The sequence below is a fragment of the Pseudomonas sp. Ma2-10 genome (assembly GCF_054330215.1).
The window spans coordinates 14,487-33,170 of record NZ_JBTEYL010000032.1 but is presented as its reverse complement, the minus strand read 5'-3'; the positions used below and the strand labels follow the sequence as shown (position 1 = coordinate 33,170).

Annotated in this window: 15 protein-coding genes and 3 tRNA genes; all 18 read left to right on the top strand. The window is 60.1% G+C overall.

The annotated features are described in order from the left end of the window. Positions 1-185: 185 nt before the first annotated feature. The 18 genes from truA (at position 186) to ACXPVS_RS25070 (ending at position 18,684) form a co-directional block, all read left to right on the top strand. Entirely contained in the window at positions 186-1,010 is an 825-nt protein-coding gene (gene truA, locus ACXPVS_RS25155; protein ID WP_140679896.1) for a tRNA pseudouridine(38-40) synthase TruA, read from the top strand. Between the two features lie 63 nt (positions 1,011-1,073). Then, positions 1,074-1,694, top strand: a complete 621-nt coding sequence (locus tag ACXPVS_RS25150) for a phosphoribosylanthranilate isomerase (RefSeq protein WP_458512308.1) — start codon at positions 1,074-1,076, stop codon at positions 1,692-1,694. 182 nt (positions 1,695-1,876) lie between these two features. Then, complete coding sequence (accD, locus tag ACXPVS_RS25145; protein ID WP_458512307.1) at positions 1,877-2,797, top strand: acetyl-CoA carboxylase, carboxyltransferase subunit beta; 921 nt, start codon at positions 1,877-1,879, stop codon at positions 2,795-2,797. After that, on the top strand, positions 2,794-4,101 hold the full coding sequence (gene folC / locus ACXPVS_RS25140; RefSeq protein WP_458512306.1) for a bifunctional tetrahydrofolate synthase/dihydrofolate synthase: 1,308 nt from the start codon (positions 2,794-2,796) through the stop codon (positions 4,099-4,101). The genes accD and folC overlap by 4 nt, the downstream gene beginning before the upstream one ends. Continuing rightward, entirely contained in the window at positions 4,085-4,723 is a 639-nt protein-coding gene (locus ACXPVS_RS25135; protein WP_458512305.1) for an SPOR domain-containing protein, read from the top strand. The genes folC and ACXPVS_RS25135 overlap by 17 nt, the downstream gene beginning before the upstream one ends. A gap of 220 nt (positions 4,724-4,943) precedes the next feature. Then, the gene (locus tag ACXPVS_RS25130; protein ID WP_074875247.1) at positions 4,944-5,504 is read left to right on the top strand and encodes a CvpA family protein; all 561 of its coding nucleotides are present in this window, start codon (positions 4,944-4,946) and stop codon (positions 5,502-5,504) included. 41 nt (positions 5,505-5,545) lie between these two features. Further along, positions 5,546-7,051 carry an amidophosphoribosyltransferase gene (gene purF, locus ACXPVS_RS25125; RefSeq protein WP_458512304.1) on the top strand — a complete coding sequence of 502 codons (1,506 nt, stop codon included), beginning with the start codon at positions 5,546-5,548 and terminating at the stop codon, positions 7,049-7,051. A gap of 81 nt (positions 7,052-7,132) precedes the next feature. Continuing rightward, complete coding sequence (locus tag ACXPVS_RS25120; RefSeq protein WP_458512303.1) at positions 7,133-8,344, top strand: O-succinylhomoserine sulfhydrylase; 1,212 nt, start codon at positions 7,133-7,135, stop codon at positions 8,342-8,344. After that, positions 8,341-9,117: an SDR family oxidoreductase gene (locus ACXPVS_RS25115; RefSeq protein ID WP_458512302.1), complete on the top strand. Its 777-nt coding sequence runs from the start codon at positions 8,341-8,343 to the stop codon at positions 9,115-9,117. The genes ACXPVS_RS25120 and ACXPVS_RS25115 overlap by 4 nt, the downstream gene beginning before the upstream one ends. 159 nt (positions 9,118-9,276) lie before the next feature. Next, positions 9,277-9,352, top strand: a tRNA-Val gene (locus ACXPVS_RS25110). A 55-nt stretch (positions 9,353-9,407) separates the two neighbouring features. Next, positions 9,408-9,484 (top strand) — tRNA-Asp (locus tag ACXPVS_RS25105). A gap of 93 nt (positions 9,485-9,577) precedes the next feature. After that, positions 9,578-9,654: transfer RNA gene (locus tag ACXPVS_RS25100), tRNA-Asp, on the top strand. Positions 9,655-9,902: 248 nt separating this feature from the next. After that, positions 9,903-10,412 carry a sigma-70 family RNA polymerase sigma factor gene (locus tag ACXPVS_RS25095; protein ID WP_458512301.1) on the top strand — a complete coding sequence of 170 codons (510 nt, stop codon included), beginning with the start codon at positions 9,903-9,905 and terminating at the stop codon, positions 10,410-10,412. After that, positions 10,409-11,353 carry a FecR domain-containing protein gene (locus ACXPVS_RS25090; protein ID WP_458512300.1) on the top strand — a complete coding sequence of 315 codons (945 nt, stop codon included), beginning with the start codon at positions 10,409-10,411 and terminating at the stop codon, positions 11,351-11,353. Before ACXPVS_RS25095 ends, ACXPVS_RS25090 begins: the two co-directional genes overlap by 4 nt. Positions 11,354-11,420: 67 nt before the next feature. Further along, positions 11,421-13,823 carry a TonB-dependent siderophore receptor gene (locus ACXPVS_RS25085; RefSeq protein WP_458512299.1) on the top strand — a complete coding sequence of 801 codons (2,403 nt, stop codon included), beginning with the start codon at positions 11,421-11,423 and terminating at the stop codon, positions 13,821-13,823. Between the two features lie 259 nt (positions 13,824-14,082). Then, complete coding sequence (locus ACXPVS_RS25080) at positions 14,083-16,914, top strand: xanthine dehydrogenase family protein molybdopterin-binding subunit (RefSeq protein ID WP_458512298.1); 2,832 nt, start codon at positions 14,083-14,085, stop codon at positions 16,912-16,914. Further along, on the top strand, positions 16,907-17,446 hold the full coding sequence (locus ACXPVS_RS25075) for a (2Fe-2S)-binding protein (protein WP_458512297.1): 540 nt from the start codon (positions 16,907-16,909) through the stop codon (positions 17,444-17,446). The genes ACXPVS_RS25080 and ACXPVS_RS25075 overlap by 8 nt, the downstream gene beginning before the upstream one ends. Before the next feature lie 2 nt (positions 17,447-17,448). After that, positions 17,449-18,684, top strand: a complete 1,236-nt coding sequence (locus ACXPVS_RS25070; protein ID WP_458512296.1) for a c-type cytochrome — start codon at positions 17,449-17,451, stop codon at positions 18,682-18,684.

The window sequence follows — 18,684 nt, the reverse complement described above, 5'->3', positions numbered from 1 at the left end:
GTAAACAAAACGGCAGCCCATTGAGGCTGCCGTTTTTGTTTCAGTCGACGGCAGTCAACCCGCCCCGGCAGGGCACAAACAACACGCGCCACTGGCGTCCCGGTCCGGCGGCCTTATAATGCCCGCCTTTGCGTACATCAGCAGGCTGTCACTCCTTGGCAAATATAGATAATCCGGTCGCCGAAATGGTGGCCGACGGCTTTTTCCGGATCGCGTTAGGCGTTGAATACAAAGGCTCGCGCTATCGCGGCTGGCAGCGCCAGGCTTGCGGTGTACTCACCGTGCAGGAAACGCTCGAAAAGGCCTTGTCCAAAGTCGCCGATTCACCCGTGTCGCTGCTCTGCGCCGGGCGTACGGATGCCGGTGTGCATGCGTGCGGTCAGGTGGTGCATTTCGATACTCAGGTCGAGCGGTCGATGAAAGCCTGGGTCATGGGCGCCAATATCAACTTGCCTCACGACGTCAGTGTCAGTTGGGCCAAGGTCATGCCGGCGCATTTTCATGCGCGGTTCAAGGCCATTGCCCGGCGGTATCGCTACGTGATCTACAACGATCAGATACGCCCGGCGCACCTGAACGAAGAAATCACCTGGAACCACCGTCCGCTGGACGTCGAGCGCATGGCCGAGGCGGCGCAGTACCTGGTTGGAACCCACGACTTCAGCGCTTTCCGTGCCGGCCAGTGTCAGGCCAAGTCGCCGATCAAGGAGCTGCATCACCTGCGCGTCACGCGCCACGGCAAGATGATCGTGCTGGACATCCGCGCCAGCGCCTTCCTGCACCACATGGTGCGCAACATTGCTGGCGTGCTGATGACCATCGGTGCCGGCGAGCGCCCGGTGGAGTGGATGAAAGAAGTGCTGGAGAGCCGCATTCGCCGTTCCGGTGGGGTGACGGCGCATCCGTACGGCCTGTACCTGGTACAGGTCGAGTACCGTGACGAGTTCGAATTGCCCGAGCGTTACATCGGGCCGCACTTCCTGACCGGCTTCTCGGAACTTGACGGCTGACGCCCTCGAACGCTTTTGTTACCATCCGGGACTTTCTCGGGTTTACCTTGGGGTTCTATCGACATGTCGGCCGTTCGCAGCAAGATTTGTGGGGTTACCCGCTTAGAAGATGCGTTGGCGGCGGTTGAGGCCGGGGCTGATGCGATCGGATTTGTGTTCTACGCCAAAAGCCCTCGGGCCGTGACGTTTCTGCAGGCGCGTTCGATCATCGAGGCGTTGCCGCCGTTCGTGACCACCGTGGGCTTGTTCGTCAACGCCAGCCGCTGCGAGTTGGGGGAAATCCTCGACGCCGTGCCGCTTGACCTGTTGCAGTTCCACGGCGACGAAACCGTGGCCGAATGCGAGGGCTGGCACCGTCCGTACATCAAGGCGCTGCGGGTCAAGGCCGGTGACGATATCGCGGCTGCATGCGAGGCGTTTCCAGGCGCCAGCGGTATCCTGCTCGACGCCTACGTTGAAGGCATACCCGGCGGAACCGGTGAAGCGTTTGACTGGTCTCTGATACCACAAGGCTTGAGCAAACCGATCATTCTGGCGGGTGGCTTGACGCCGGACAACGTCGCCGAGGCGATTGCAAGGGTTCGGCCTTATGCCGTGGACGTCAGCGGTGGGGTGGAGGCGAGCAAGGGCATCAAGGATCACGCAAAAATTCAGGCATTCATTAAAGCGGTACGCAATAGCTGATGTGACGGCTGGCACACTGCCGCCGTCCACAGGCATGGCTGAGGGTTTTTGGGGTGTACGCAGGTCACGTTTAGCTGATCCGGCAATCCATCGATCATCGCCACACACATGAATTTAGCTCAAGGGCATACGCGGGGCTGCGAACCAGAGCGTTCGGGCCGCCGGTACTGGAGAAAGAAAGCATGAGCAACTGGTTAGTAGACAAACTGATCCCTTCGATCATGCGTTCCGAGGTCAAGAAGAGCTCGGTGCCTGAAGGTCTGTGGCACAAATGCCCGTCTTGCGAGGCTGTGCTGTATCGTCCGGAGCTGGAAAAAACCCTGGACGTTTGCCCCAAGTGCAACCACCACATGCGTATCGGCGCTCGCGCCCGTATCGACATCTTCCTCGACGCTGAAGGCCGTGCCGAACTGGGTGCGGACCTGGAGCCGGTTGACCGTCTGAAGTTCCGCGACGGCAAGAAGTATAAGGATCGCCTGACCGCTGCGCAGAAGCAGACCGGCGAAAAAGACGCGCTGATTTCCATGAGCGGCACCCTGTTGGGCATGCCGGTAGTGGTTTCGGCCTTCGAATTCTCCTTCATGGGGGGGTCGATGGGCGCCATCGTGGGTGAGCGTTTTGTTCGCGCCGCCAACTACGCGCTGGAAAACCGCTGCCCGATGATCTGCTTCGCCGCTTCTGGTGGTGCGCGGATGCAGGAAGCGCTGATCTCTCTGATGCAAATGGCCAAGACCTCCGCGGTGCTGGCGCGTCTGCGTGAAGATGGCATTCCGTTCATCTCTGTACTGACCGACCCGGTCTACGGCGGTGTTTCCGCCAGTCTGGCGATGCTCGGCGACGTGATTGTCGGCGAGCCGAAAGCCCTGATCGGCTTCGCTGGCCCTCGCGTGATCGAGCAGACCGTGCGTGAAAAACTGCCAGAAGGCTTCCAGCGCAGCGAGTTTTTGCTGGAACACGGTGCGATCGACATGATCATTCACCGCCAGGAACTGCGTCCGCGCCTGGGCAATCTGCTGGCACAAATGATGGGCCTGCCGACGCCGGAATTCGTCGCCGCACCAGTCGAGCCAATCGTGGTTCCACCGGTCCCCGCCAACATATGATCGAACGTACCCTTGGTGAGTGGCTCGCCTACCTTGAGCAGTTGCACCCTTCGGCCATCGACATGGGCCTGGAGCGCTCGCAACAGGTAGCGTCCCGCATGGGGCTGGGCAAGCCGGCGCCTCGGGTGATCACGGTCACCGGCACCAATGGCAAAGGTTCTACTTGCGCATTCGTGGCTTCGTTGCTGCGCGCGCAAGGCCTGAGCGTCGGTGTCTACAATTCTCCGCACCTGCTGCGTTACAACGAGCGGGTGCAGGTCAATGGCGTCGAAGCCACTGACGTCGAGCTGTGCGAAGCCTTTGCTGCGGTCGAGGCGGGTCGTGGCGACATATCCCTGACGTACTTCGAAATGGGCACCCTTGCGGCGTTCTGGCTGTTTCAACACGCCAGTCTCGATGCAGTGGTGCTGGAAGTCGGGCTGGGCGGGCGTCTGGACACCGTCAATGTGGTCGATGCCGATATTGCGCTGGTCACCAGCATCGGTGTCGATCACGCGGATTATCTGGGTGATAGCCGTGAATCCGTAGCGTTCGAAAAGGCCGGCATTTTCCGTCAGGGCGCGCCCGCGCTCTGTGGTGACCTGAATCCTCCACAACCCCTGCTGGATAAAGCGCGCGAGCTCAATTGCCCGTTTATCCTGCGAGGGCGCGATTTCGACCTCGGCATCACCGATCACAACTGGCAATGGCGCGGGCTTGACGCTCAGGGGCGAGTGGTCGAGCTGCATGATCTGCCATTGCTCGATCTGCCGATGGAGAACGCCGCATTGGCGTTGCAGGCTTACCTGTTGCTCGGGTTGCCTTGGGTGGATGCACGCATTATTACTGCGCTGAAAGCCACTCGGGTGGTCGGTCGCCTCGATCGTCGTCAGTTTGACTGGCAGGGCAAACGCCTGAACCTGTTGCTGGATGTGGGGCATAACCCCCACGCCGCAGAGTATCTGGCTCGCCGTCTGGCCAGTCGTCCACCGGCCGGCAAGCGTCTTGCGGTGTTCGGATTGCTGGCAGACAAGGATCTGGATGGTGTTGTCGGTGAATTGAATGCTAGTGTCCAGCATTGGGCCGTCGCGCCGCTGGACTCACTGCGAGCACGCCCGGTTGCCGATTTGCATGCGGCGTTGCAGAGCCTTGGCGCCTTGGTAACGTCCTATGACAGCGTGGCCGCCGCCCTGGAAGGGCAGTGCGCGCTGGCGACGAGCGACGACGAGATTCTGTTGTTTGGATCATTTTATTGTGTTGCCGAGGCCCTTGAATGGTTGGCCCGGCGCTCCACGGAGGAAGCGGCAAATGGCATTGCTGGATAAGGCATACAAACAGCGCATGGTTGGCGCTCTGGTTCTGGTAGCGCTGGCGGTGATTTTCCTGCCGATGCTGTTTTCCCGTGAGGATGAGCAGCGTCAAGTGACGGTTGAAGCCCCGGCTGCACCGCAAGCGCCTGCGGTGCCGCAAGTTCAGGTCGAGCCGGTGGTGGTGCCTGAGCCGCAAACGCTGCCTCAAGAGCCTGTGCCGAGTGATGATGAAATCGCTCAGCAAGAAGCATCGTCCACGCCGATTGCCCCAAGTGCCTCGGCCGCCAAACCGGCGGCTCCTGTTCCGGTCGCCAAGCCTGCGACAGCGCCTACCCAACCGATCACGGCTGCACCGGGCAAGCCGGACACGACTCAAAGCCGCGTCGATGCCAATGGCCTGTCGGTCAGTTGGTCGGTGCAACTGGCCAGCCTGTCGAGCCGTGCAGGTGCAGAAAGCCTGCAGAAATCTCTGCGCAGTCAGGGCTACAACGCCTACATTCGTAGTGTCGACGGCAAAAATCGGGTGTTTGTTGGGCCGCTGATCGAGCGGGCAGAAGCTGATCGTCTGCGTGACTTGTTGAGCCGCCAGCAGAACCTCAAGGGTTTTGTGCTGCGTTTCCAGCCTGAGCGTGGCTAACGAATCGTCAGTCGGCTCTGCGAAGCAGCCGAGACCGAATTGCCTGATTTTACGGCTGCTGTGCAGCCGAACGCAGGCTTCGCCAGCCGCTACACGTGCGGGTGCGGTTTCGATAAGGCTAAAACTATCGCCTCGATTTGAAATGCACTGACAATCGCAGCTTACCGATAAGCATGGGCTCTGCTAAAATGCGCCGCCTTATCCGTCTGTAGGCTGCACTGTGCCATTTACCTGGGTTGACTGGGCGATCGTTGCAATCGTCGCCATCTCCGCATTGATCAGTCTGAGCCGCGGCTTCGTCAAAGAAGCACTGTCGCTGGTGACCTGGATCATCGCAGGAGTCGTCGCCTGGATGTTCGGTGGTTCATTGTCCGAGTACCTCGCCGGATACATCCAAACGCCGTCGGCCCGTGTGATCACAGGCTGTGCCATCATGTTTGTCGCCACGTTAATCGTAGGCGCAATGATCAATTATCTTATCGGCGAATTGGTTCGCGTCACCGGGCTATCCGGGACTGATCGATTTCTCGGCATGGCCTTCGGCGCCGCGCGTGGCGTGTTGCTGGTGGTCGTGGCGGTCGGGCTGTTGAGTCTGGGCCCGGTACAGCAGGACGGGTGGTGGCAAGAGTCACAGCTCGTGCCAAAATTTCTATTGGTTGCAGATTGGTCCAAAAACCTGATTCTCGGGTGGAGCAGTCAGTGGCTTGCCAGCGGTATCAGCGTACCCGCTGAGATACCGTTCAAGGAGCACCTCTTGCCGATGGCCAAAACGCCTCAGTGAGTTGTGTTCAGTTCAGATCCATTAAGTAGGGGTTGCGTCGCATGTGTGGCATCGTCGGTATCGTCGGTAAGTCGAACGTCAATCAGGCGCTGTATGACGCGCTAACCGTCCTCCAGCACCGCGGCCAGGACGCTGCCGGTATCGTGACCAGCCATGATGGCCGGTTATTCCTGCGCAAGGACAATGGCCTGGTGCGTGACGTGTTCCACCAACGTCACATGCAGCGCCTGGTCGGCCACATGGGTATTGGCCATGTGCGTTACCCGACCGCGGGCAGTTCGACTTCAGCCGAAGCCCAACCGTTTTACGTCAACTCGCCTTACGGCATCACCCTGGCGCACAACGGTAACCTGACCAACGTTGAACAGTTGGCCAAGGAGATTTACGAATCTGACCTGCGCCACGTCAACACCAACTCCGATTCGGAAGTGCTGCTCAACGTGTTCGCTCACGAACTGGCCCAGCGCGGCAAGTTGCAGCCAACCGAAGAGGACGTGTTCGCCGCTGTTACTGACGTGCATAACCGTTGCGTCGGTGGTTACGCGGTTGTGGCGATGGTAACCGGTTACGGCATCGTCGGTTTTCGCGACCCGCACGGCATCCGTCCGATCGTCTTCGGTCAGCGTCACACCGACGAAGGCGTCGAGTACATGATCGCTTCCGAAAGCGTTTCCCTGGACGTACTCGGATTCACCCTGATTCGCGACCTGGCTCCGGGCGAAGCGGTCTACATCACTGAAGACGGCAAGCTGCACACCCGCCAGTGTGCGATCAACCCGTCCTTGACCCCGTGTATCTTCGAACACGTCTATCTGGCGCGTCCGGACTCGATCATCGACGGCGTTTCGGTTTATAAGGCACGCCTGCGCATGGGTGAGAAACTCGCTGAGAAGATTCTGCGCGAGCGTCCGGATCACGATATCGACGTGGTCATCCCGATTCCGGACACCAGCCGCACCGCGGCCCTGGAGTTGGCGAACCACTTGGGCGTCAAGTTCCGTGAAGGATTCGTGAAGAACCGCTACATCGGCCGGACCTTCATCATGCCAGGCCAGGCTGCACGGAAAAAATCCGTACGCCAGAAGCTCAACGCTATCGAGCTGGAATTCCGCGGCAAGAACGTGATGCTGGTGGACGACTCCATCGTCCGCGGCACCACCTGCAAGCAGATCATCCAGATGGCCCGCGAAGCCGGCGCCAAGAACGTCTACTTCTGCTCCGCGGCACCGGCTGTTCGTTACCCGAACGTTTACGGCATCGACATGCCGAGCGCTCACGAGTTGATCGCGCACAACCGTTCGACCCAGGATGTGGCTGATCTGATCGGCGCCGACTGGCTGATCTATCAGGACTTGCCTGACTTGATCGAAGCGGTCGGTGGCGGCAAGATCAAGATCGAGAAATTCGATTGCGCGGTGTTCGACGGCCAGTACGTCACTGGCGACGTCGACGAGGCTTATCTGAACAAGATCGAGCAGGCACGTAACGATTCCTCCAAGGTCAAGACGCAGGCAGTCAGTGCGATCATTGATCTGTATAACAACTGAGTAACTACCGGCCCCTTGGGGCCGGTTTTGTATCGACTAAAAGAATTCTTATTTAAAGAAAACGGGGCAAGGAGTGACAGCATGAGTCAGGATTGGGATGCCGGTCGGCTGGACAGCGACCTCGAAGGCGTAGCGTTCGATACCCTGGCCGTACGCGCCGGTCAGCACCGTACGCCGGAAGGCGAACACGGTGATCCGATGTTCTTCACTTCCAGCTACGTATTCCGTACCGCCGCCGACGCGGCCGCACGCTTTGCCGGTGAAGTGCCGGGCAATGTTTATTCGCGCTACACCAACCCGACCGTGCGTGCGTTCGAAGAGCGCATTGCCGCGCTGGAAAGCGCCGAGCAAGCGGTGGCCACAGCGACCGGCATGGCCGCGATCATGGCGGTGGTGATGAGCCTGTGCAGCGCCGGCGATCACGTACTGGTGTCGCGCAGCGTGTTCGGCTCTACCATCAGTCTGTTCGAGAAGTATTTCAAGCGCTTCGGTATCGAAGTCGATTACGTGCCTCTGGCTGACTTGTCCGGTTGGGATGCGGCGATCAAGGCCAATACCAAACTGCTATTCGTCGAATCGCCATCTAATCCTCTGGCCGAGCTGGTGGACATCGCCCAGTTGTCGAAAGTCGCGCACGCCAAAGGCGCGATGCTGGTGGTCGACAACTGTTTTTGCACCCCGGCATTGCAGCAGCCGCTGAAGATGGGGGCGGACATCGTCGTGCATTCGGCGACCAAGTTCATCGATGGCCAAGGCCGTTGCATGGGCGGTGTTGTGGCCGGTCGCAGCGAACAGATGAAAGAAGTTGTCGGTTTCCTGCGGACTGCCGGGCCGACCCTGAGCCCGTTCAACGCCTGGATTTTCCTCAAGGGCCTGGAAACCTTGAGCCTACGTATGAAGGCTCACTGTGCCAATGCCCAGCAACTGGCCGAATGGCTGGAGCAGCAGGACGGTATCGAGAAAGTCCACTACGCGGGTCTCAAAAGTCACCCGCAGCATGAGTTGGCCCTGCGTCAGCAGAAAGGATTTGGGGCGGTCGTGAGTTTCGAGGTCAAGGGCGGCAAAGAGGGCGCCTGGCGCTTTATCGACGCGACCCGTCTGATTTCCATCACCGCCAACCTCGGCGACACCAAGACCACTATTACGCACCCAAGCACCACCTCTCACGGCCGTCTGGCGCCACAAGAGCGTGAAGCAGCGGGCATTCGTGACAGCCTGATCCGCATCGCGGTCGGTCTGGAAGACGTGGCCGACCTGCAAGCCGACCTGGCACGTGGGTTGGCTGCCTTGTGATCGAGTTGTTCACGCCAAGCACTGGCACCAACGGCCGGGTTGCACTGGTCACGGGTGCCGCGCGAGGCATTGGTCTGGGGATTTCGGCCTGGCTGATCAGCGAAGGCTGGCAGGTGGTGCTGACTGATCTTGATCGAGTACGCGGTTCGAAAGTGGCGAAGGTGCTTGGCGACAACGCCTGGTTCATCGCCATGGACGTCTCGAGCGAAGGGCAGGTGGCATTGGGCGTCGCCGAAGTGCTGGGGCAGTTCGGGCGCCTGGATGCGCTGGTGTGCAACGCGGCGATTGCCGATCCGCACAACATCCCCCTTGAAAGCCTTGATCTGGCGTACTGGAATCGGGTGCTGGCGGTGAATCTCAGTGGGCCGATGCTGTTGGCCAAGCACTGTGCGCCTTACCTGCGTGCTCACAGCGGCGCGATCGTTAACCTGGCCTCGACCCGCGCCGGGCAGTCGGAACCCGACACCGAGGCTTATGCGGCGAGCAAGGGCGGCCTGCTGGCCCTGACTCATGCCTTGGCGATCAGCCTCGGGCCGGAAGTCCGCGTCAATGCGGTCAGTCCCGGCTGGATCGATGCGCGAGATCCCTCCGTACGTCGTGCCGAACCTCTGACCGATGCCGATCATGCCCAGCATCCGGCGGGCAGGGTAGGGACGGTCGAGGACGTGGCGGCGATGGTCGCCTGGCTGTTGTCGAAGAACGCCGGTTTTGTCACGGGCCAGGAGTTCGTGGTCGATGGCGGCATGACCAAGAAGATGATTTACAGCGAGTAATTCGAGCAGGGGCCGTGACAGCGGCGGCTTGAGGTTGCAGGCGGCCGTGGGCAGCGCTGCAGAAAATGACATGATTTTGTCTTTTTCAGAAAAACTTCAAGCGGGGTATTGACTTAGCTTCGGTACCTGCGTAAATTTCGCGGCCTCGGAGATGCAAACGGGTGATTAGCTCAGCTGGGAGAGCGTCTGCCTTACAAGCAGAATGTCGGCGGTTCGATCCCGTCATCACCCACCACTTCCGAGAGTCTTGCGAAAGCAAGATGGAAGCTTTTAAAAGCCTCCACCGACGCGCAGCGGTAGTTCAGTCGGTTAGAATACCGGCCTGTCACGCCGGGGGTCGCGGGTTCGAGTCCCGTCCGCTGCGCCATATTTTCCGAGTCAGGATTTATTCTGGTTCGAGATTGAAAGCCTCGAAGCTTCCAATCAGACGAGTTACTTGGACGCAAGTCCAAAGCGATACGCAGCGGTAGTTCAGTCGGTTAGAATACCGGCCTGTCACGCCGGGGGTCGCGGGTTCGAGTCCCGTCCGCTGCGCCATATCTGCTTCAAGGCCCGCTGAACGCCTTGAAGCTACAAAGAAAGCCGCTGGCTACTTTGAGTCGATAGCAAAGACCCTGGTCGAAAGACCGGGGTTTTTTGTGTCTGAAATTTGGTTTTTCCGCTGCTGGCGTCCTGCCAATCCACCCTTGCTGCTCAGCCGACGCATAAAGGACTTCCTTCATCGCGCCGACATTAATTAGAATCACTCTCATTTATGATAATTCCTAGGCACAGGGCTTCTTGAGATGAGTGATGCAGCGATGCCGAAGCAGCAAACCTTCCACGACCTGTACCGCGATCACCGTGGCTGGCTGGAAAGTTGGTTGAGAAGGCGAATGAGCAACGGCTGTGATGCGGCGGACCTGAGCCAGGATACGTTTCTGCGATTACTCGCCAGTTCCCAGCGGATTGCCGACCTGCAAGAACCCCGTGCCTATTTACTAACCGTGGGCAAGCGCCTGCTGAGCAATTTCTACCAGCGTCGTACCCTCGAGCAAGCCTATCTCGCAGCGCTGGCGTCGATGCCCGAAGAGTGCGCGCCATCGCCCGAGACGCGCTGGCTGCTGCTGGAAACCCTGCAAGCCCTGGATGAACTGCTCGATGGATTGCCGGGGGTGGTGCGTCGCGCCTTTCTCTGGAGTCAGCTCGAAGGCCTCACGTATCAGCAAATTGCCGAGCGATTGAAGGTTTCAGAGCGCACGGTCAAACGCTACATGGCGCAAGCATACGAGCATTGCCTGTTGGTAGACCTGTGAGCAGCCTGACACACGATGCCCGTCAGGTCGTGCGTGCTGCGGCGCAGTGGCTCGCCTTGCTGGAGTCTGGTCATGCCAACGAGCAGGATCGGGCGAATCTGCAACGCTGGCGCGATAGCAGCGCCAGTCACGAGCATGCCTGGCAAAAGGCTCAAGCCTTGCGTCAGCGTTTTGCCGATCTGCCGTCCACGTTGGCGCTCAAAAGTCTGGATCGCCCCGAGCCAGGGCGGCGAGTGGTGCTCAAGCGTGCCTTGGGTGCGGTGGCGTTGGTGCCGGCAGCGTGGCTGATCAGTCGACAGTTGCCGCTGGAGGTCTGGCGGGCCGACCTGCACACCGCCACTGGCGAGCGCGAAAAAGTGCAGCTCGCCGATGGCAGTTCCTTGCAGCTCAATACAGCCAGCGCCGTTGATGTCGATTTGCAGAGCCGTCGACTGAAACTTATCGAAGGCGAAATGTCGCTGAAGGTGCGGGGCGCAGCACCGCTGACAGTTCAGACCCGGTTCGGTCAGATTCTCGTCAGTCAAAGCGAGGTCTGTGTTCGTCAAGAAACGAACGGTTACCGGGTTTCGGTCTACAACGGTGCTGTGCAATTGCAGCCCTTGCAGGGGCCGTCGTTGATCTTGCGCAGGGGCCAGCAGACCAACCTTCAAGCCTCGGGCGCCAGCGCGATCAGTCTTTTCGACGCGCTGGCTCCAGGTTGGCGTGAGGGTGTGCTGATGGCCAACGATCAGCCATTGGGTGATTTCCTGCGCGAACTCAGCACTTACCGTCCGGGCGTGCTGCGTTGGGAGCCCGCGCTGGAAGCGTTGCGAGTCACTGGCAGTTTCCGCCTCGAAGACACCGACCGCGTGCTGGCACTGCTGGCAGCCAGCCTGCCGCTGGAGGTGCATTCTCGAACCCGTTATTGGGTCACGTTGATGTCGCGCAAAAATAGTGTGTGAAGCCTGTCCCCTTTTTTCGTCTCGCTGGTCATTCAAGGCATGTGAACGAATCAAGAGAGCTTCTTCAATGCCTGTAGTCACGCCTTTCAGTTTGCGTCCGTTGTTGCGCCTGAGCCTGTTGGTCAGCCTGAGCGCCAGTCCGTTGTTTATTCCCGCCAGTTGGGCTGAAGACAGTGCCCGGCGCAGTTATCAGGTGCCGGCCGGTAGCCTGAGCGATGCGCTGACCCGTTTTGCCGGTCTGGCCGGGGTCAATCTATCGGTTGACCCGGCGCTGGTAAGCGGTCGCAGCAGCGCCGGTCTGTTCGGTGAGTTCGCGGTGGGGGAGGGCTTTGCCCGGTTATTGCAGGGTTCCGGTCTGCAACTGCAACCGGTGGGTAAGCAGGCTTACATCCTGACCCCGGCGCCGGACGGCAGCAGCCTGCAACTGGCCCCGACTTCGATTCTCGGCGCCACCAGCGGCGCGGATGATCCCGTGTATGCCGGCGGTCAAATAGCGCGTCGCGGTTCGCAAGGCTTGCTCGGCTCCAACGACTTCATGGACACGCCGTTCAGCATCACCACCTACACCAGCGAAGCCATTGAGAACCTGCAAGCTCGCACTTTGGGCGACCTGGTCGCCAGCGATCCCTCGGTTCGCGTCACCAACCCGGCGGGTGGGCGATATGAGCAGTTCACCATTCGCGGGCTCAGCCTGTTCAATAGCGATGTTTCCTACAACGGTCTCTACGGCGTGCTGCCGACCTACACGATCGACATGGAAATGGCCGACCGCGTCGACATCCTCAAAGGCCCGAGCCAGCTAATCAATGGCATCTCGCCACGGGGCAGTGTGGGTGGTGGCATCAACGTCGTGCCCAAGCGCGCGACCGACTCGCCCATCACCTCGTTCACCGGCAGCTATGCCTCCGACAGTCAGGTCGGCGGTGCCGTGGATGTGGGGCGGCGTTTCGGCGAAGACAACAAGTTCGGCATTCGTTTCAACGGCGTGAAGCAGTCCGGCGATACCGAATGGGACCACCAGCGTATCGACCGCGAAATGGCCATACTGGGCCTGGATTTTCGGGGTGAACGCCTACGGCTTTCGGCGGACATCGGGCGCACCGAGCGCGATACCGACGCCCCGCAGGAGCGCGTGCAGGTTGGCACCAACGCGCAGGTTCCGCATGCAAATGATGTTCGCCACAACTACGCGCAACCCTGGAGCAAAGCGAGTACCAACGATACGTTCGGCACGGTGAGCGGCGAATTCGATGTCAGCGATTCGGTCATGCTGTACGGCGGTGTTGGCGCGCGCAAAAGCAATCATGACTTCCTGCGTCATGCCGTTGCGGTCACCAACGATGCTGGCGATTTCCGCGTTCTGCCCCGTGACTTCACCCGCGACGAAAATGTCCGGACGGCCACGGCGGGTGTGCGCAACTGGTTTCATACCGGCCCCGTGAGCCATGAGGTCAATCTGGCGGCGAGCTACTTCTACATGGATTTCGAAAACGGTGGTGCACGTTATGCCGGGGTCCCGAGCAACCTTTACGACCCGGTGGAAACGCCCACCCCCGGCCGACCCACGCGACTCGATTCAAAGGTCTATACCGAAAACCGCTTCAGTGGTGTGGCGTTGTCCGACACCCTGGGTTTCTTCGATGACCGGTTGCTGCTGACCCTCGGCGCCCGCTGGCAGCGCGTGAAAGTCGACGACTGGTCGAATGATGTCAAAGGCGACACCGCTTATGACGAAGAAAAGGTTTCGCCGTCGGGCGGCATCCTGTTCAAAGCCACCGATAAGCTGTCGCTGTACGCCAACTACATGGAAGGCTTGAGCCAGGGCAAGATCGCGCCGTCGACCTCGGTGAATGAGGACGAGATATTCCCGCCGTTCATCAGTCGCCAGATCGAGGTCGGCGCCAAGTATGACGCGGGTGCGTTCGCGGTGACCGCGGCGGTATTCCGGATCAAGCAACCGGCGTATGAGACCAACGCGACCACGCGGGTATTTGGTCCGAACGGCAAGCGTCAAAACGATGGAGTGGAAGTGAGCGTGTTCGGTGAGCCGATTCAGGGCTTCCGTCTGCTCGGTGGCGTCATGTATATCGATAGCGAGTTGACGAATACCACCAACGGCACCTTCGACGGCAACCGCGCACCTGCGACGCCTAAATACAACGTCAATCTGGGCGCCGAGTGGGACGTGCCGACCGTTCAGGGCCTGACGCTGACCAGTCGCGGCATCTACTCCAGCTCGCAGTTTCTGGATCAGTCCAATAACAAGCAAATCGACTCGTGGGAGCGTTTTGACGTGGGTGCGCGTTATGCGTTCAGGGTCGACGAAAAGACCATCACCCTGCGCGGCAATATCGAAAACGTGGCGGATAAGCGCTACTGGAGTTCGGCCGGTGCCTCGGATGACAGCGCGCCGGGGCTGACGCTCTCGACCCCGCGGACTTACCTCCTGTCGGCGACTGTCGACTTCTGAAATCAGTGCCCGGGAGCTAGCAGGATCGTTCCCGGGCACGGTCATCCTCTGCGGCGCAACGCCGCTGTGATTTGATTCTTCGGTCAGATTTTTGTAACTGGTTGTTTGCGACAAGCGCAGAAACCTATAAAGTTAACCACTAGGTCAGCTTTAAACTGTCAACACAGCCCTTCGCATCGTCAAAAAGGGTTTCTGCAATACTCTAGATTTCCAGTACATAACCAAAAGGGCGAGCCCATAACCGCCCAGAGGATGATCCATGTCCAACCGTGATATATCCCGGCGTTCGTTTCTTCAGGGTGGGCTGGTAGCGGGCGTGAGCGTCACGCTGACACCGCTCAGCAGTCAGGCGCTGGCTGCCTTGATGGAAAACAGCGTAACCGTGCCGTCCGAGCAATGGCTCGGCAACAACGGCAAGGCGCGTTCGCGTAACGATGCCTTGTCGAAGGTCTGCGGCGGCAAAGTCTTTGCCCGCGACATCCGTGCCAAGGACATGCCGGGCTGGCCCGAGCAGCAAGGCCACGCCATGTTGCTGAAGATCACCAAGGCCGACCGCATCTACGCAGGTGTTGACCTGTCGTGGCTCGGCGCTGACTTGCAGCCGGACCGCATCGTCACCGCCGCCGATCTGGAAAAGGACGGCATCGTCTTCCCGGAGGAGCACGCGCCGGATCCGCTGCTGCCCGAAGGCAAGGTGCCGATGTTTATCGGTCACCCGGTCGCGATTCTGATCTGGAACGATTTCGAACGCTTCCGCCAGGCCAAGGCCAAACTCAAATTCAACGACAAAGCGATTCGTTACGGCGCCCAGGTTCCTTACTACGAAGCCGATCCTTACGGCAGCTTCCGCTACGTGCGCGTCGGCGGTGCGACCTCGGCAGACGAAGATGAGTTCGCCAGCCTCAAAGATTCGATCCTGTTTCCGATGCTGAAAAACCGTCGTCCGGTATGGAATTCGCAACCGGACCTGCACGGCAACCTGACTGAGCGCGGGCTGTTCTACGCCGATCGCATGAAGCAGCAGATCGACTCACCGCCAGACAACTGGCTGGTGTTCGACGAGCGCTACAAAACCCCGTCAATCGAACCGGCCGCGATGGAGCCGGACAACGGCAACGGCTGGTACGATCCGGCGACCAAAACACTGCATTTTGTGGTGGCGACCCAGTGTCCACTGGAAGCGGCGACCGAGACCGCCAAGATGATCGCGCCGTCGCGGTTCGGCCTGGACAACCTGAACATGCACCCCGGTTACACCGTGGGTTACGGTTCTAAAGACCACAACATTTTCGTCTACTACGCAGCCCTCGCGGCGTTATACGGCGCTGGTGTTCCGGTGCGTCTGGCTAACGACCGCTATGAGCAATTCCAGAGCGGCATCAAACGTCACCCGTTCGATATCCGCTACCAACTGGCGGTGGACAAGACCGATCACAGCTTCAAGATTTTCCGTGCCGAAATGACCGTCGACGGCGGCGGACGAGTTAACTACAGCCCATCAGTGGCAGCGGTTGGCGCCACCGCGGCGCAATCGATCTACTACATGCCGCAGAACGATTTGCAGGTCACCGCGTACCATTCTCGTGCCGTAGAAGCCGGGTCGATGCGCGGTTACGGGACGCTGCAAAGCATGGCTTCCACCGAGATGATGGTCGACGAAATCGCCGGTCGTCTCGGCATCGACGCCATCGACCTGCGCAAGAAGAACGCCATGCTCTCGGGTATGAAAAACACCCAGGGCGCGATCCCGGCCGGTGCATTGCGCTTGCACGAGATACTCGACAAGGCGGCAGTTCACGAGGTCTGGAAAAACCGCGACGCGATCAAGCAACAGCGTGAAGCCGCCGACCCGGACAACTGGTACGGCGTCGGTTTCGCCATCTGCCAGAAAGACTTCGGTACTGGTTCCGAAGCGCCGATGGCGAGCATCGAATTCACCGCCGAAGGGCACGTGACTCTGCGCCACATCGGCATCGAAATCGGCACTGGCATGTCCACGTCTCAGGCGCTGGTGGTTGCTGATTTCATCGGCATTCCGGCCACTGAAGTGAACACCGGCGAGACCGACTGGCAGGAGTTGCAGCTGATCACCGGCGGCAATCCATACATCATGAGCCAAGCTGAACAAGACGGTTTTCTGCGTAACCCGCGCTGGGTCGGCAAAATTGCGTCAGCCTCGTCGGCGACCAATTCGGCGTACTACTTCAGCCACGCCACCCGTGAAGCGTCCCGCGTGCTGTTCAACCACGGCTTATGGCCGGCGGCGTTGCAGATCTGGGGCCAAGGCCCTTACGGCGGCCAGGCCAACCCGTATGTGGTTCGCCGCGAAGACGCGCACTGGGTCAACGGCAAACTCACGGCCAACGGCATGCAGCCGTTGAGCTTCGAGCAACTGGCGAAACACGCACATGATAAAGGCCTGGTGACCGGCGCCACCGTGCACGGTTTCAACCGCTGGAGCTGGGCCGAGGCCGAGTTCAGCATCGACGGCGTCCGCGAGCGCCTGCCGCTCGATGGCCTCGCGGTGAAGTACGGCGATGGCGCACCGAAGGCGAAACTGGCGCAGATGACCAGCGCCGGTTTCCACCTGCTGGATCGTCAGAATGTGCATTACCCCGATACTCAGTTGAACAACGCGGCGGTGACTTACTACAGCCCGGTCGCAACGCTGGTGGAACTGAAAGTGAACAAAGGTTCGGCCGAAGTTCAGGTGCTTAACCATCACTCGTGGGTCGAGTGCGGTCGGGTGCTGGTGGAAGAACTGGTGCGAGGTCAGCTCGAAGGCGGCATCGCCATGGGTATCGGCCATGCGTTGATGGAAGAGATGCCGCTGTACGAGGGTGGCCCGGGGGAGGGTGACTGGAATTTCAACCGTTACCGCTTGCCGATGGCGCGCCACGTAGCGGTCTGGACGCAGACGGCTGAAATCCTGCCGCCGCTGTCGCCGAGTGACCCTTCGAAGGGCATTGCCGAAGTGGTGATGATCCCGGTGGTTGGTGCCATCGGTAACGCCGTGGCGCACGCCATCGGTAAACGAGTTCGCGACCTGCCTATCACTTCTGCCCGCATCAAGGAGGCCCTCAATGGCTAACCGCCCGCTTCAACTGACCCTCAACGGTGAATCCGTTGGCCCGGTGGAAATCCCTGATGACCTGCCGATGATCGATTACCTGCACGAATACAAAAACCTCACTGGCTCACGTCTGGGCTGCGGTCAGGGCATCTGCCATGCCTGCGTGGTGATCGTCGATAACCCGGATGGCACCAGCGAAGAAGTGCGCACCTGCATCACCGGCGCGCATTACTTCGAAGGCAAAAAAGTGCGGACCATCGAAGGCCACGCGAAACGTGACGAGGAGGGCAAAGTCACTGAGCTGAACCCGATCCAGCAGCGCTTTGTCGATGAGTTCGCCTTTCAGTGCAGCTACTGCGCGCCGGGTTTCGTCAACGCCGCGACGGTGCTGGTCGAGAAGCTGCAGCGTCAGCCCATCGTCAAAAGCCAGCTGGAAAAAGTCATCGAGGACAGTCTCGGTCACCACATCTGTCGCTGCACCGGTTACGTACGTTATTACAGCGCGACGCGAAACGTGCTGACCGATCTCGGCCTGGTCAAGGAGGGTTAAGCATGAAGCATCTACTTTCCCGCCTGGCGTTGGCGGTTGGTCTGGCCGCGCCGGTGTTGCTGGCGCACGCGGACGATCAGGTCAAACGCGGCGAATACCTCGCCCGCGCTGCCGATTGCATGGCCTGCCACACTGCACCGGGTGGCGCGCCGTATGCGGGCGGTCTGCCGATCGTTTCGCCGTTCGGCACGATCTACGGCACCAACATCACCCCAAGCAAAAAGCATGGCATCGGCCTCTACAACGATGACGAGTTCTTTGCCGCGCTCACCGAAGGCAAGCGTCGCGATGGCGCAAACCTGTACCCGGCGATGCCGTACACCTCGTATCACTTGATGCCGCGTGAAGACTCCGACGCGATTCATGCGTACCTGAAAACCATCGAGCCAATTGAACGTGCCGCGCCCGTCACCAGCTTGAGCTTTCCGTTCAACGTGCGTCTGGGCTTGATGGGTTGGAACATGCTCTACGGCAAGGACATGAAACTGTCGTCCACGGAAGGTAAAAGCGAAGCCTTCAAGCGCGGCCAGTACATGGTCGACGTGCTCGGTCACTGCGGCGAATGCCACACGCCGCGCGGCTTGCCGGGCGCGATGCAGCAGGATAAGCGCCTGACGGGTGGCGTACTCAATGGCTATCTGGCGCCAAGTCTGCTGGCCAATGACCTGGCCGCGCGCGGCTGGAATCAACAGGACCTGAGCTCGTTCCTCAAGCACGGCATGAGCGCCCAAGGCACGATGTTCAACGAGATGTTCCCGGTGTTCCACAACAGCACCCAAGGCCTCAGCGACCCGGACCTGGCGGCGATGGCGACCTACCTGCTCGGCGATCAGCCACCGGCGGCGAAGGTGCTGACTGACGTGCCGTTGGATAGGTTGAGCGCCAGTGCCCAGCGTGGTCGTCAGGATTACCTGAACGTCTGCGCCGGTTGCCACGCGGTCGGTGGTGAAGGCAAACCACACATTGCGGTGGCCATGCGCGGCAACACCACGTTGCGCCTGGAAGACCCGCGCAACCTGGTGCGAGTGATCGACGACGGGATCGGCGAACAGAAGTTTACCGGGTTCGAACACATGCAGCCGATGCCGGCGTTTGCCGAGAAGCTCAGCCACGAACAACTCACGGATCTGCTGAACTATCTGCGTCAGGGTTGGGGCGGGCAGTCGGGTGATCTGGCGGTGAGCGACGTGCAAAAATTACGCGCTGATGCACCGCCGCTCGAGCACAAGGCGCACTGA

Coding starts and splice junctions, on each gene's coding strand:
- ACXPVS_RS25095 (WP_458512301.1), top strand. CDS start 9,903: ATGAGTGATGCAGCGATGCCGAAGCAGCAAACCTTCCACGACCTGTAC.
- ACXPVS_RS25080 (WP_458512298.1), top strand. CDS start 14,083: ATGTCCAACCGTGATATATCCCGGCGTTCGTTTCTTCAGGGTGGGCTG.
- truA (WP_140679896.1), top strand. CDS start 186: ATGGTGGCCGACGGCTTTTTCCGGATCGCGTTAGGCGTTGAATACAAA.
- ACXPVS_RS25075 (WP_458512297.1), top strand. CDS start 16,907: ATGGCTAACCGCCCGCTTCAACTGACCCTCAACGGTGAATCCGTTGGC.
- ACXPVS_RS25120 (WP_458512303.1), top strand. CDS start 7,133: ATGAGTCAGGATTGGGATGCCGGTCGGCTGGACAGCGACCTCGAAGGC.
- ACXPVS_RS25085 (WP_458512299.1), top strand. CDS start 11,421: ATGCCTGTAGTCACGCCTTTCAGTTTGCGTCCGTTGTTGCGCCTGAGC.
- purF (WP_458512304.1), top strand. CDS start 5,546: ATGTGTGGCATCGTCGGTATCGTCGGTAAGTCGAACGTCAATCAGGCG.
- folC (WP_458512306.1), top strand. CDS start 2,794: ATGATCGAACGTACCCTTGGTGAGTGGCTCGCCTACCTTGAGCAGTTG.
- ACXPVS_RS25070 (WP_458512296.1), top strand. CDS start 17,449: ATGAAGCATCTACTTTCCCGCCTGGCGTTGGCGGTTGGTCTGGCCGCG.
- accD (WP_458512307.1), top strand. CDS start 1,877: ATGAGCAACTGGTTAGTAGACAAACTGATCCCTTCGATCATGCGTTCC.
- ACXPVS_RS25135 (WP_458512305.1), top strand. CDS start 4,085: ATGGCATTGCTGGATAAGGCATACAAACAGCGCATGGTTGGCGCTCTG.
- ACXPVS_RS25150 (WP_458512308.1), top strand. CDS start 1,074: ATGTCGGCCGTTCGCAGCAAGATTTGTGGGGTTACCCGCTTAGAAGAT.